Source organism: Nitrosopumilus sp. Nsub, from assembly GCF_001541925.1.
Classification (GTDB): domain Archaea; phylum Thermoproteota; class Nitrososphaeria; order Nitrososphaerales; family Nitrosopumilaceae; genus Nitrosopumilus.
The window spans coordinates 13,252-27,166 of sequence record NZ_LQMW01000022.1; the positions used below are offsets into that span (position 1 = coordinate 13,252).

At 31.6% G+C, this 13,915-nt stretch carries 19 protein-coding genes; 8 read left to right on the top strand and 11 right to left on the bottom strand.

Annotation, left to right across the window (positions count from 1 at the left end; genetic code table 11):
• Window positions 1–5 precede the first annotated feature (5 nt).
• Entirely contained in the window at window positions 6–212 is a 207-nt protein-coding gene (locus AW732_RS06315) for a twin-arginine translocase TatA/TatE family subunit (protein ID WP_067960162.1), read from the top strand.
• Here AW732_RS06315 and AW732_RS06320 read toward each other — a convergent pair.
• The 4 genes from AW732_RS06320 to AW732_RS06335 form a co-directional block, all read right to left on the bottom strand.
• Entirely contained in the window at window positions 204–638 is a 435-nt protein-coding gene (locus AW732_RS06320; RefSeq protein WP_067960165.1) for a polyketide cyclase, read from the bottom strand. The genes AW732_RS06315 and AW732_RS06320 overlap by 9 nt on opposite strands.
• 7 nt (window positions 639–645) lie before the next feature.
• A complete protein-coding gene (locus AW732_RS06325) occupies window positions 646–1,203 on the bottom strand; it encodes a UbiX family flavin prenyltransferase (RefSeq protein WP_067960168.1) in 558 nt (185 codons plus the stop codon).
• 137 nt (window positions 1,204–1,340) lie between these two features.
• Complete coding sequence (locus AW732_RS06330) at window positions 1,341–2,516, bottom strand: PQQ-dependent sugar dehydrogenase (protein ID WP_082697433.1); 1,176 nt, start codon at window positions 2,514–2,516, stop codon at window positions 1,341–1,343.
• Between the two features lie 303 nt (window positions 2,517–2,819).
• Window positions 2,820–2,966 carry a hypothetical protein gene (locus AW732_RS06335; protein ID WP_172790411.1) on the bottom strand — a complete coding sequence of 49 codons (147 nt, stop codon included), beginning with the start codon at window positions 2,964–2,966 and terminating at the stop codon, window positions 2,820–2,822.
• 99 nt (window positions 2,967–3,065) lie between these two features.
• Here AW732_RS06335 and AW732_RS06340 point away from each other — a divergent pair, with 99 nt between their 5' ends.
• Complete coding sequence (locus tag AW732_RS06340; protein WP_067960422.1) at window positions 3,066–4,157, top strand: formate--phosphoribosylaminoimidazolecarboxamide ligase family protein; 1,092 nt, start codon at window positions 3,066–3,068, stop codon at window positions 4,155–4,157.
• A gap of 4 nt (window positions 4,158–4,161) precedes the next feature.
• Here AW732_RS06340 and AW732_RS06345 read toward each other — a convergent pair whose 3' ends face one another.
• Both AW732_RS06345 and AW732_RS06350 read right to left on the bottom strand, forming a co-directional pair.
• A complete protein-coding gene (locus tag AW732_RS06345; protein WP_067960173.1) occupies window positions 4,162–4,725 on the bottom strand; it encodes a hypothetical protein in 564 nt (187 codons plus the stop codon).
• 395 nt (window positions 4,726–5,120) lie between these two features.
• Complete coding sequence (locus AW732_RS06350; RefSeq protein ID WP_172790412.1) at window positions 5,121–7,646, bottom strand: fibronectin type III domain-containing protein; 2,526 nt, start codon at window positions 7,644–7,646, stop codon at window positions 5,121–5,123.
• 330 nt (window positions 7,647–7,976) lie between these two features.
• Between AW732_RS06350 and AW732_RS06355 the strand changes: the two genes are divergently transcribed.
• A complete protein-coding gene (locus AW732_RS06355; protein WP_067960179.1) occupies window positions 7,977–8,252 on the top strand; it encodes a hypothetical protein in 276 nt (91 codons plus the stop codon).
• A 13-nt stretch (window positions 8,253–8,265) separates the two neighbouring features.
• Window positions 8,266–8,568, top strand: coding sequence for a hypothetical protein (locus tag AW732_RS06360; protein ID WP_067960182.1), 303 nt, complete (start codon window positions 8,266–8,268; stop codon window positions 8,566–8,568).
• Between the two features lie 2 nt (window positions 8,569–8,570).
• Here the strand turns inward: AW732_RS06360 and AW732_RS06365 are convergent, their stop codons facing one another.
• The 3 genes from AW732_RS06365 to AW732_RS06375 all read right to left on the bottom strand — a co-directional run bounded on the left by AW732_RS06365 (window position 8,571) and on the right by AW732_RS06375 (window position 9,669).
• A complete protein-coding gene (locus AW732_RS06365; RefSeq protein ID WP_067960185.1) occupies window positions 8,571–8,819 on the bottom strand; it encodes a hypothetical protein in 249 nt (82 codons plus the stop codon).
• 166 nt (window positions 8,820–8,985) lie between these two features.
• Window positions 8,986–9,198 (bottom strand): hypothetical protein, encoded by a 213-nt coding sequence (locus AW732_RS06370; protein WP_067960188.1) that lies wholly within the window; start codon window positions 9,196–9,198, stop codon window positions 8,986–8,988.
• A gap of 45 nt (window positions 9,199–9,243) precedes the next feature.
• On the bottom strand, window positions 9,244–9,669 hold the full coding sequence (locus AW732_RS06375; RefSeq protein ID WP_067960190.1) for a bifunctional nuclease domain-containing protein: 426 nt from the start codon (window positions 9,667–9,669) through the stop codon (window positions 9,244–9,246).
• A 138-nt stretch (window positions 9,670–9,807) separates the two neighbouring features.
• Here AW732_RS06375 and AW732_RS06380 point away from each other — a divergent pair, with 138 nt between their 5' ends.
• Complete coding sequence (locus AW732_RS06380) at window positions 9,808–11,622, top strand: CBS domain-containing protein (protein WP_067960193.1); 1,815 nt, start codon at window positions 9,808–9,810, stop codon at window positions 11,620–11,622.
• Window positions 11,623–11,657: 35 nt separating this feature from the next.
• Window positions 11,658–12,482: a hypothetical protein gene (locus tag AW732_RS06385; RefSeq protein WP_067960195.1), complete on the top strand. Its 825-nt coding sequence runs from the start codon at window positions 11,658–11,660 to the stop codon at window positions 12,480–12,482.
• On the opposite strand, the gene AW732_RS06390 is transcribed toward AW732_RS06385, so the two are convergent.
• A complete protein-coding gene (locus AW732_RS06390) occupies window positions 12,472–12,726 on the bottom strand; it encodes a hypothetical protein (protein ID WP_067960198.1) in 255 nt (84 codons plus the stop codon). The two genes, AW732_RS06385 and AW732_RS06390, sit on opposite strands and share 11 nt — an antisense overlap.
• 78 nt (window positions 12,727–12,804) lie before the next feature.
• Between AW732_RS06390 and AW732_RS06395 the strand changes: the two genes are divergently transcribed.
• Window positions 12,805–13,050, top strand: a complete 246-nt coding sequence (locus AW732_RS06395) for a hypothetical protein (RefSeq protein WP_067960200.1) — start codon at window positions 12,805–12,807, stop codon at window positions 13,048–13,050.
• On the top strand, window positions 13,050–13,616 hold the full coding sequence (locus AW732_RS06400; protein ID WP_067960203.1) for a hypothetical protein: 567 nt from the start codon (window positions 13,050–13,052) through the stop codon (window positions 13,614–13,616). Before AW732_RS06395 ends, AW732_RS06400 begins: the two co-directional genes overlap by 1 nt.
• Here AW732_RS06400 and AW732_RS06405 read toward each other — a convergent pair.
• Complete coding sequence (locus AW732_RS06405) at window positions 13,609–13,884, bottom strand: DUF5615 family PIN-like protein (RefSeq protein WP_067960205.1); 276 nt, start codon at window positions 13,882–13,884, stop codon at window positions 13,609–13,611. The genes AW732_RS06400 and AW732_RS06405 overlap by 8 nt on opposite strands.
• Between the last annotated feature and the right edge of the window lie 31 nt (window positions 13,885–13,915).

Genomic DNA, 13,915 nt, shown 5'->3' on the forward strand with positions numbered 1-13,915 from the left:
ACATAATGCTTGGAAGTACCGAAATCATTGTTTTAGTTGTTGTAATAGGAGTACTAATTTTTGGTGCTAAAAAAATTCCTGAACTGGCCAAAACATTTGGGAAGGCAAAGGGAGAATTTGAGAAAGGAAAGATTGAAGGAGATAAAGAATTGAAGGATTTCAAAGGTAAAATTGATGAATCTCCTAAAGATAAAGAAGTAAAATCAGACTGATTTTTCACACAAAGTAGTTAATTCATCCAACAATTTAGAATAATTTTCAATTAATTTAGATCTGTCCAATAGTTTTGGAATTTTCATTATCCCCATTAATTTCAAATCTACATCAATCAGAATTTTGGTTCCATCTGGAATTTCAATGAATTCTTGTCGGATGTAACTGCCTTTAGACTTCCCACCAATTACAAAAACTTCATGTAAAACAAAGGGTTTTGAAACATGTTTAGACATTAAAAGAAATTCAATTTCACCTAGTTTGAAATGCTCTTCAACAACCGCAGTTTCTCCACGTACAGAACGAATACGAATTGATGGAAAAAATTGAGGAATCAGTTGTTCATGTTGTTCAAAATTAGAAAATATAGAAAATACATCTTTTCGTTTGGCATGAATGATTTTTTCTAAAGAAAATTTGGGCAATAGTATTTTAGAAGCTACCCCATCGAGGGTATAAATCATGATCAATATCAAATTGATCAAGACATTTTCCTACACCATGATTTACAATATCCTCAATGGTTTTTGGTTTAGTATAGAATTCAGTAACAGGCGGTAAAATTATTACGTTCAGTCGAGATAATTTCAACATATTTTCTAAATGAATTGCAGATAATGGAGTTTCTCTTACCATCAAAATCAGTTTTCTTGATTCTTTAATTGTTACACCAGCAGCTCTTGCAACTAAAGTGTCATCATATCCATTTGCAATTGCAGAAAGTGTTTTCATGCTACATGGTGCAACAATCATACCGTTAATTCTATGAGTTCCACTTGAGACACTTGCAGCCATATTTTTTTCATCTGAAACAGAAGTTGCTAAAGATTTAACATAATCTGGAGCATGTTCAGTTTCCATAGTAATACATTTTTCTCCCCATTCAGACATTACCAAATGTGTTTCAATGTTTAATTTTTTTAATACTTCAAGCATTCTAATTCCATAAATTACACCAGTACTACCAGTAATTCCAATAATTAATTTCATTGATTATTGTGGAAAATAGTAGTATTTAGAATAGACTCACTAAAGAAACATGTTTTAAGCAAAGTTAGTTTCATTTTCCATTACCTCCAATCTAAATTAAATAGTGATCAGATAAAAAGCATGATTTTTTGTTGAAATCAAAATTTACGCTTGAAAACAACAAAACCCAAAATTATTCCAATACTCACAACACCAATTACAATATACAAAGTTGTTAAATCATTACCAGATTCTTTTGAGGTAAATTTTGTTACATCTCCTAGCGGAGTTTCAGATATACGTATTATCTTATCATTATTGCCATTTGCAGTAAGAAGATATAGATTTCCATCAGGGTCAATTTGAGCAGTTCGGATTCTACCAAATTCTCCCTCAAAAAATTTTTCTGTACCAATTAAAGAACCATCATCACCAATATCAACAACCATCAAATGTTCTCCACGAAGAGTTCCTACCAAAAATTTTCCATTAAAACTAGAAATTTTTTCTGAATCATAAAAAACCATTCCACTTGGAGCCCACGTCAACTGACCACTATGAGTAATTGGATTTACAAAATTTTCATCAGAGGAATTACCAACTATGTTTGGCCATCCATAGTTTTTACCTTTCAAAATAACATTTATCTCATCATGCCCATATCCTTGTTCACCAGAAGGACCATGTTCAGAAGATACAAACATTCCATCTGATGACCATGCCAATCCCTGAGGGTTCCGATGACCATAAGAAAAAACAGGACTAGAATCAAATGGATTATCCTCAGGAATAGTTCCATCAGGATTAATTCTCAAAATTTTTCCTGCAAGTGAAGACAAATCTTGGGATAATCCCGGACTGATTGCATCACCAGTTGAGACATACAATTTTTGATCTGGACCAAACTTTATTCTTCCACCATCATGCCAAGGTGCACCAGGAATACCATCAAGAATAATTTGTTTATCCGTTAACTTGTCTTCATTTAATCTAAAACTGTAAACTTTGTTTTGATAAAATTCAAGTTCCAAATTTGTTTGATAAACGTAAATTTTTTTATTTTTTTCAAAATCAGGATGCAATGCAAGACCCAATGTACCACCTTCAACAGAACCACTTTTAGGGAATGTTTGAATTATTTTACCATCGCCAGATTCATTTATTTTCCAGATGCGACCATCCCTCTCCGTAAAGTAAATCTCACCATCAGGACCAAATACAATTTCCCAAGGATTGTTTAATCCATCCACAATTACGTCAGTATTCAATTCAGCATTTACAGGGATCATTATTGAAAAAAAAGAAATTAAAAATATCACAAAGAGAAACTGCATAATTTAATGAAAGTTTTTTTAGTTAAAACACTATGCAATTAATTCAAAAAACGACTTCATATTTTTCATACATGAAATTTTTGATAAATGAAAAAAAGGAATTTAAAAAAATATGTTTTGGTTTTGATCGATATTAGATTTGACCTTTTACCTTGAATATTTTCTTCATAGAGATTAAGCCTATGAATTGTAAGAAAAGGTATGTCCATAATTTCGCATTGTTTGAAATTTTATCAAAAAAGATGCGTATTAATTGTAAACAAAAAGAAACCTAGTTTATTTCAAAAATAAATTTTTGGTAAATCAAATATTTTCAGAAACATCTTGCTCAATTGAATCATCAGATTCTTTTTCTAATTTTCTTCGTTTTATCCATAAGGATACACCACAAACAGCCATAGCAGTTAATAGAATCACACCTGCCATTTGTAATTCTACAGAGTAAAACATGATTATTCTAATCAAGACATTTGAATAAAACATTATGGTTTTTATCGATCCAATAAATCAAAATTTTACATATATTAGATGCCAATATTTACGCATAATATGATAAAATCATCTGAAATCAAAAAAATTGTTAATGATTATTCAGATGTAAAAATCGGGGTTCTTGGAAGCCATTCTGCCTTAGAAGTGATGGACGGAGCAAAAGAAGAAAATTTTGAAACAACAGTTTTTTGCCAGAAAGGTAGAGAAGGACCTTATCAAAGATTTAACAGAATTGCAGATCAAATTATTGTTTTAGATAAATTCAAAGATATGGCATCAGCAAAAAATCAAAAAATGTTAAGAGATTCAAATACCATAGTTGTTCCACATAGATCACTTACAGTCTATTTAGGGTACAAAACAATTGAAGATAAATTTAAAGTTCCAATTTTTGGAAATAGAAAATTATTTCAAGCTGAAGAAAGAACTGCAAAAAAAGGACAATACTACCTATTAGAAAAAGCTCGAATCAAATATCCAAAGTTATTCAAAGACCCAAAAAGAATCAACAAGCCATCCATTGTAAAAGTTCAAGAAAAAAACAGACCACTTGAAAGAGCATTCTTCACGGTTTCATCATACAAAGATTACAAAGAAAAATCCGAAGAGAAAATCAAACAAGGGGTTATTGCAAGAAAAGATTTGGAAAAAGCAAGTATTGAAGAGTTAGCTATTGGAACATACATGAATTTTAATTTCTTTCACACTCCCATTTCAAATCAAGTTGACTTTATAGGAATTGAAAGAAGACTTCAAACAAACATTCATGATTATAATGCATTACCAGCAAGAGAGCAAATGGAAATGGACATAGATTTGCAAAATATAGAAGTTGGACATACCCCAGCTAGTATCAGAGAATCACTTCTTGAAAAAGTCCTGAAAATGGGAGACAAATTTGTGGCTGCAGTAAAAAAAGAATATGCTCCAGGGATAATTGGACCATTTTCACTTCAAAGTGTTATTACAAAAGATTTAGAATTAATCGTCTATGACGTTTCATTAAGAGTTCCAGGAAACCCAATAGTTGCAACAACAAGTCCATATACAAAATATCAATATGGTCAAACATTTGGAGTCGGAAGAAGAATTGCAATGGAAATTAAAAGAGCTCAAGAAGAAGATCGTCTTGATGAGATAGTCACATAGAAAATTATAAACTGTTTATTTTTCCAGTATGTGTTTTAAAATATTCTTGTAGTGCCACGTTTGAACGAACATCTTTGTATGAATCTAACATCATTTCCATAATTCGATTTATATGATTTTGTAGTCGTTTAATTCGTTGTTGTGCAATAGGATGTTGTAAAATTCTGATTTTGTCAAAATGATCAATTCTGGAAATCACCATTGTAACTCGATTAATTTCTTCTTGAATGTGTTCGAGTAATTCCAATCCATCCTTTGTGAAACCAAATCTTCCACCATCACTCATCATAATGGTAGGAGTTTTTTGGATCATCTCAATTTCATATTTTTGATAATCTAAAAAATTATCTAACATTAATGAAAATTGATCATGATTTTGTGGTTTATCTAGTTTTTTATAAAATAGATTATTTTTTAGAGTTCGAGATTCAAGAAATCCCATATAGACAAGTCTGTTAATTGATTCAATCACTTCAGATTCACTTCCACCACATCTTTCTACAATGTCTTTTTTTTCAATCCATTGTGAAGTACAAAATAGAATGTAATCATCATGAATTGTAACCAATGTATTTTGATTGAATATAGTGGATTTCTAATATGTTTAGATGAAAATGAAATGAATCAAGAGCATATGGAAAATGAAAAGGCGTAAACCCCATAACTGCAGAACATTTAGAGATTTCCTCTTGTGGTCAAGCGTCTAAACGCCTGAGTGCCTTTTTCGTTCTGCGGGGTTACGCAAGTTATTCGTTAGATTTTGTAACTAACGACATCATAGTATATACAAACTACAACTATTTAAGATTAAATTGTAATAATTTCAAATTATAATAAAAATATTCAAAATTGTAGGCTTCATAATTAAAATAATCATAAGAAAAACATATTTTCAATAAAAAAAATGGTATTTTGTTAATTGGTATCTCTAAAATTCCAATTTCATTTTGAAATTCCAAATCCCTACCAAAACTTCCACCATGGCTTTGGTGTCTCATTTTGTAATACAACACAATAACCATCTACCATTACAGTTCCCATACCGCAAGTTGGAGTAGGCTCTGGAATGTATTGTGGTTCAGATGGAATCATATCATTTGATTCTACTGGTTCTGAAATGTATGATGCCTCTGAGATAAATTCTACTGGAGATACAACAGAATCAGCTACAGGTTCTGGGATGTATTGTGAAATTGATTCACTAGTTTTTGGGACGTTTTGTTTTTCATTTACCATTTCATTAGCAATAGGTTTTACAATTTTTTCATCAGACATCATAACAACATCTACAGCAGTATTAGCAACGACACCATGTTGGTCTGATGTGTATCCTGAAGTAATTGATGTTCCTTGTTGTTGTGAAGTGTACATGGTCTCACCAGTGTATGTTCTGTTCAAATCATTTCCATGGGGATAATACCTTTCATCAAAAGTATTTTTTTTGTTGTTTACTGCAATGCTAAAGTCAGTTATACCTTCAGGAAGTATGGCACTATACAGTACAATATTTTCATCAATGAGGGGTTGTTCCAATGATAATCCCATAGATTGTTTACCAGAGTCAGTTGTAACACTAGCAGAGACGGTACCGCAAGTAGAATAAGCTTGTAGGGTTACAAGATTTGTATCAATAGAATAATTGACGTTATACACCATTAGAGATTTACCAGTTCCAAATCCCTTAGAGTCACAATTGTTTCCGCCGCCACCTGAACTTGAGGAACTTGATCCACTACCTGAACCTGAACCTCCAACTCCAAATGGAGATAGTGACGTTACAGTACAAGAGATTTTGTTGTTAGTCTCATCTACAGTACAATTGGATTCTGTTTTCCATTCTCCACCAGTATAGTGTATCATGGTCAAATCAGATTCTGCAGTTCCTGCAGGAATGTTTGACTCTGTGTAAGATAGTGTTATGGTAATGTCTCCAGATATGGTTGCAGTTCCAGTTGAGACATTTGTAACTGAACCAATAGTTTCAACAGTTCCAGCATTGCTGGTACTAACTGAAACTTTTCCAGTGTCTCCGACTGCAGTACTTGCAGGAATATTTGCAGGATCATACAGGTCTGATGTAATTGTTCCATCACCAGTTACTGAAGCAAAGGACATCTCCAATCCTGCACCTTCTACTGCAAAGGATTTATCATTTGAAGAAATAGAGTTTGATGTGGCAGCAGGATCTTGTCCTGCAGTTAGAAACTCACCAGGAGCTAAATACTTTGATGCATCATTTGGAATACAGGTGTTTGCAGATGTGTCAGTTCCACAAGTGATTTGTTCAAGCATTACACCAAATGCAGGAATTGTGTTTACTGGAATAGTTTGTGTATCTTTGAATGTAGTTCCACTACCAAACGATGTTCCTTCCATGAAAGTTTGAATTTTTCCTGTGAAATCATTTGAGTCCCCAAAGTGCATGTATTTGTCAAAAGTTTGAGCGTTTGCTCCCCAGTCTTGTGAATCTGCAAATGCAGTAGATTCTCCAAAAGTCATGCCAGCACCAAAGGTTTGTGCACCTGATGAGAAATCAGCACCTACCCCCATGACTTCACCTGCTGAGAACTGACCACCAGAATTGAAAAACATTGCAGCAGCTGAAAAATCATGGTCTACATTTGTGAAATCCTGGTTTGCTGCAAACTTTGCTGCAGCACCAAATGTTTGAGCTGCATTAAATGTCTGAGTACCTGCTGAGAAATCAGCTTTTTCTCCCCATGTGTTTGCAGCTGCAAAAGTTCCACCGCTACCAAACTCTTGGGCATCTCCAAATGTTTGTGCAGAGCCAAAGGACTGACTTGCTGCAAACTTTGTTCCCTCATCGAAGACTTGGTTTGCACCAAATGTCATTGCACCACCAGAGAAATCCTGATTTGCCTTGAAAGTAGTTCCTGCTTGGAAGCGGGTTCCAGTATCAAATGATTGTGTTCCTGTAAAAGTGTAATTTTCAGCATAGTTATAGGAAGTACCAGAACCTGATGAAGAGTAACTTCCAGTGCCAACTGAATTAACTGCTGCTACCTTGAAATAATATGCAGTTCCTTTTGGCAATCCAGTTACAGTTGCAGTTGTTGCAGTACTGGTGCCATCAGAAAATGTACTCCAGTTTGAATCATCAGGGGATATTTGTATGATATAATCAGTAATGGAAGAACCACCATCAGATGGTGCACTCCATGAAAGTGCAGTAGTGTCAGTTCCAGGAGTTACTGTAACTGTTCCAACTTGAGATGGTGCAGTAGTAGAGGAAGTGATAGTAAATGTGGAGATGTAACCATCATTACCCTCACCAGAATAAGCTAAAGCGTAGGTGTCTGAATCCACTTGGACAAGAGAATTATGGGCGCCCCATATTTCATCATGTTCTAAAGTTGCAACTTCTGTAATTGAAGAACCATCATTTGCAAATGAATCTTCAATTGGAATTAATGTACTAGTTAAAAGAGTAACAGACAGAAATACGATAATGAATTTTTTGAAATTCATATAATATAAAAAAATTGGAGAATATTTATTTTTTTTTTGTAAAGTCATAAAAATAAGAAAAATCAATACAATCAAGATAAAAATACAAAAAACAACAGATCTATTCCTACCCAGAAACCTTTAAGATCAAGTTTTACCATTAGAAAGTAATGATAGGGAAAACTTCTTACGTTAGATTGGAAAACAAATCCCTAGTTAATTGGTTAGATTGGAAATATACTGAATACCATTCGTTCTAATTTTGAATGATTAAAACGGTTTGACATTCAAAATGGATTGCTGATACCAATTAACAGTCAAATTCTTTTAGTGTTCAGAGTAACAGAAAATATGGGGAAAATAATATTCATTAAAGAAATCAACAGCATTCAAAAAGAACCTAGATTGTGTCCAACGTGTCAAAAATCAGATAGATTAGAAAAAGATTTGATTAGAGAAGAAAGATCTTCAGGAAAAACAATTCTTTGCACACGATGTGAAGCATTAATTGTAGTTACAACCAATAAAATAATCAAGCCAGAACTATCACCAATAAAAGATGATACTATCATGTTAAAAGAACCCCACATAATTAGACAAATATCAACTTTTAATCATCTAATGTGACAATAGATTTTAGATGAATTCAGATTCTTTTGACACAGTAGATTATCTTATCTTAGCTTCAATTACACATGGAGTAACAAAATATACCAATATTTTTAAAAATTGTAAAAAAACAAATGCGGGAAAATTTAGGGAGCATGTAAACAAATTAGAGAATTTAGATTTTATTACAATTAATAAAAATGATAGTTGGTTTACAAGAAATACAAATCCTTCAATTATTTTAAAAGAAGAAGGACAAAAATTTGTTAAAGAATATTCAACAAAGATCAATCAAGAATGGGAGTTATTTGTAATAAGAGATAAAAAATTATAAGATTAATTTTTTGATTGTGACAATAATTCTTTAATTACATATCCCCTAACATTAGCAAACTCCCATTCTTTTAGATTTGCCAAACGACATTCTTCTTTGATTATAAGACCTGCAAGTCCATCACTCCAAATATGACGTTTTACATCATAAACTTCAATAATTTTACCGCGCTTTGAAATTTTAATAGCACCATGGCATCGACTGATAATTTTTAATGCCACTTTTGCATATAATTTTTCAAAATTAGTCATAATAGAATAACATCATTTCATTTCAAAAAGCTTCTGTTTAATTATTTAACATCAATATATTGGATCAAAAATAAAAACAAATGCTGATGATTAATCAAATTTTTAAGCTACACTGACGAGTGATGAAATTGCCGAATTATGAAGCATTTACAAATTAAGGATAAAATTAACAATGATCATGACCACAGTCACAACTATGATCATCACCCTGAAGGGATCTTAATTTTGTAATCATATCATCATGAATTTTAAGTAAATCAGTTACCTGATTTCTTAAACTTTCATCCATCCAATTTGCTTCTTGTAATGTTCGAACCGTTTCAATTATTTCAAGATCAGTGTTCAAAATATTATCCATTAATTCTTCTTGTTGTTCCATAGCATATCACAAATACACTTAGAAAAAAACCATTCGGAGAGAAAACTATGCTTCCATTTGTTCTTTAAGTAATTTTTTTCTAACCAAAATTGGAATTTTGTAATATGCGCCTAATGCCATTGCATCTGAAGCTCTATGATTTTTTAAAACCAAATCCTTCTTACCAGTAAAATACAGGTTTGCTCGTAGCACATCACCACTTTCATAAATTTTGACTTTCACAAGAGATATTTCATTTTGTTCACAAATTTCTTCAATCATTCGATAAATTGATGGAGATTGTTCATCATCAGGTTCATCAAAACTTGAGATATGTTTTGCAACTTCTCCCGAAAAAGCCCGCATATGAAACTCTTTTCCATTATCAGCTTTTAGAATAACCATTCCTTCTAAAGCATAAGGATCTACAAATCCAACATAATTAATTTTTACAGAATCATAATCAGGATCAGGAGCTTGATCAATTTTCATCGTATTACGCATAAAGTATGCAGATATTATTTATAAAGATAGCAAAAATGTGGGATCAAAATTTAGATAGACCTTAAAAATAATTTATTAATTAAATACTACCCCAAATTATTTAAAATCCAGATATAAGGAAGCTTAATGTCAACAAATCCAGAAAAGGCAGTTTCTTACGTCCTTAGTAAATACGTGACAGAGTACATGGACAAAGATGTTTTGATGTTAAATCTGAAAACACTAACAAGAGAAGCTGCAACAATGCTGCGAAATTATGAAACAGATGACATTGTTGTTGTAGATGAAAAAAAATTTCCAGTTGGAATTGTTACTGATGAAGATATTCTTAGTAAAGTAAGTGATGCATCAGTGTATGCAGAGTCAACCACATTAGAGCAAATTATGAGTAAGCCACTTATCACAATTAACGAAAAATCAACATTACAAGATGCATTACACATTATGCGAGATAACAATGTAAGAAAACTCCCAGTAGTTTCAAAAAAGAACCAAGTTCTTGGAATGATTCTTCAATCAACGATTGCAAATATAATTAGAAACGCAACTGCAACAACACCTCGACTTTTGAGTCCGCCAGTAAAAGCAGTTTTAGGAAACTTAGGATTTGTATTACAATTTGCAGGAGTATTGTTACTGGTTCCAGCAGTAATTGCCACTTTATTAGAAGATACAGTTACTGCATCAGGAATTTACTTAACTACAGTTCTATTACTTGTTACAGGATTTTTCTTAAATTCATATGGTGAAAAATCAAGTCTGAATTTGCAGCAGGCGTCAATACTGGTATTTTCAAGTTTATTTTTACTATCTTTGTTTGGAACAATACCATATCTGTATGTCTTTCCTAGTGATGAAACAAATGTAGAAGTATTTGCAAATGCATTCTTTTCTAGTGCAGCAGGATTTACAACTGGAGGAATTTCCCTGTTTGATGAACCTGAAAAATTAACACAAAGTTTCACATTTTTTAGAAGCTACACACAATTGGTAGGAGGAATGAGTTTCATATATCTAGTAATTACAGCATTCTACCCAGAATCAAAGTTGCAAGCTATGCGTGGTTTTATTTCCGGCAAGACACTTCACATGAAAGAACTCTTTCTTACAATTACAGTAATTTTTGCAATTTACATTGTAATTGTTGCATTCTTGTTATATCTATTCGGAGAGAGAAATATAATTGATAATTTTTCACTGGCGATGAGCACACTGTCTACTGGCGGATTTACACCCACATCTACAATTCTTGAAGGACTTTTGTGGCAAGAGCACATTGTACTAATGGGTGCAATGATTCTAGGAGCTTTACCATTTACATTTCACTATGCATTTGTTAGAAAAAAATTCTTATCACCAAAATTAGGAAAGGAAGTACTTGCATATTTTGCAATTTTAGGTGGCGCCACGCTGTTGTTTGCAGCAATTAGTGGATTAGATCCGATGCAAAGTGCATTTTATTCAGTTTCAGCTAGTTCAACTGCAGGATTGCAAATTGAGAGTTTAGCAGGTCTAAGTGGAGGAGCTCATACAATCCTAATAATTTTGATGTTTATTGGAGGATGCGGATTTTCAACTGCAGGTGGTTTGAAAATTTTCAGATTATTTCATCTAAAAGACATCAAATCATTTATTTCAAAAGTTGGTAGATCAAAATTAACTAGTCAAAATAAAAAAGAAATCATTTCAACATTGATTATTCTTGCATTATTTCCTACAATTTCTGCAATTACAGGAGCTCACCTTGCAGCAATAGAAAATGTACCATATCAAGATGCATTTTTTGAAGCAGCAGGAATTATCACTACAGGAGGATTATCAGCAGGAGTAATTGATAATGGTACGGATCCTGCTACAATGATAGTACTAGGATTTTTAATGATTTTTGGAAGATTGGAAATAATAGCAATCATCTATATTTTTGTGCCCAAACTCAGTTAAGATAGAATTTAATTTCACGGTAAAATCAAGACATCATGGAACAATCTAGTCTAGTCAAAAAAGGGAAAAAAATGATAATTTTGGGATTTATAATTATAGGAGTTTTGTTTATTTTGTATGGAAGATATCAAGATCCAGAACTTATGACGCCTAGTGCAATTGATTCAATTCAAAGAATTGCATATGGATTTTACATTACGTTGGTAGCAGCATTTGGTGCAATTGCAATTGGAATGTTCAGATATCATAAAGGAAAAGTTGAAACAAATGGAAAAGATCTTTCAACAATTATAGCATTAGTTACATGGAATTCAAAATCAAGGAGGATTTTCTTATCCACATTTATCGGATATGGAATATTTTTTGCATTAATTTCAGGAACACTAGTATACCAACCAGAAATTAATTTTGTAACCCATTATGGAGCAACAATTCCATCAGGATTTATTGCACCATGTTGTGACGGACCAGGATATATGCCAAAAATAATAATCTACATTACAGAACATATTGGCTTACAAATTATTCCAATTAATCTAGTTCTACAAATTATTGTTTCATATTTAGTTGGTCTTAATGTTTCAATTGCAGTAACAGCATATTCAATTTCCAAAAAAGGTGGAGGAATTAGCACTATTGGAGCTGCAACAGGATTATTCATTGCATGTCCAACATGTGCAGGAACATTTTTGTCAATTTTTATAGGAACTGCAAGTGGAATTGCATTGTCAGTAGCACTGTCACAAATGCAGACATTTTTGATTGGAATTTCAATTCCCATTTTAATTGTAACACCATATCTAATGGCAAAGAAATTAAGAAATTCGGATGGAAGTTGTAAAATTAATTTTAAGAAATAAATGCCTTAACTTCAGGAATTTTATAATTTCCAATATCATATCCATCTCTTCGAAGAAATTTTAATGATAGTTTGTAAATTAATTCATCATGATCTACTACATCTAGTATTTCACTCCACAGAATTTTTTGATTATTTTGAATATTTTTTTTGAATTGAGGAATTAATGACTCAGCTATTGCTTTACATTCATCCATCGTTTTTCCATTTTTATAAGCACGAACACGATGATCACAAGAATCCATATGTCAAATACCAAAAAATGGTAAATAAACCTAAGTTGAAAAGATTGTAACAAATACTAGCCACAAACAAAGCAGATAATGGCAATAAATTCAGAAAAAGAATATGTTGAATTTTTCATTAATTTGAATATGGGAGAGAAAGTGACATTACTTAGTTTTGTTAACAATGAAAGAATGGTACTAAAACAAAAATTGAAAAATAAAATCAATCAAAAAGAACCAATTCAAAAAGGAATAGTTATCTTAGAATCAATAATTAAAGAAATTTCTGAAAACGGAGAATCAAAAATTTTGGCAAAATATCAAACATCAGATGAGAGATAATGAATAAAAATTCAGAAATTATTAAAACAGAAATTATTAGAATTTTAAATGAAAACGGAAAGATACGTGGAAATGAACTAGCAAAAAGAGTGATAGAAAAAGTAGGCAATGAAAAAATAGTATATAGAGAAATTAGCGAATTAGTAGAAAAAGGAGAGATTGAAAAAACAGTTCACAATAGATCACACATTGAATACGAACTAATAGATTTACATGAATCAGTAAATACTCAATTAAAAAATTTGCATAATGAAATAAATTTAATTTTTAAAGAAATAAGAAAATTTCAACAAATTAGCAAAGAAGAAAATTTTTCATATCATCAAAGATTAAGAGATACAATCCACATTATACATACAATACAGTCAGCTGAGAGCATAATGAAATTGCTATCATATTATCCCACATTTAAAAAAGATAGAATGTTTTCACAAATTAAAAGAAAAATTAGTGATTGTTGGGAAATTATTATGAATAGTATGATACATCAACCTGAAGAAGGTTTTTTGAATGAAATAATTAATAATTTACAGGTTGGAAGAAAAAATCAAAGCAATGTCAATTAAAATTTTTTAATTTATCTAAAACAATATTAAAAATAGAAATATTGTCTAACAATACATATGGTAAATCATTTTCTTCACAGGCTTGACCACTTTCAGTATCACGGGTAACTAAAATCATATTATTTTCTTTAGCATAGTTGATCACAGAATAATCTGTTTTTAATTTGTAACCAGCCGTGCGTAATTTTTTGACACTATATGCATCAAAACCTAATTCTTTAAGTTTTTCATCCCAACCATCATCCATTTCATCAATCAAAATTTTCATACAATTATGAAATCGTTTTACAATATTAGTG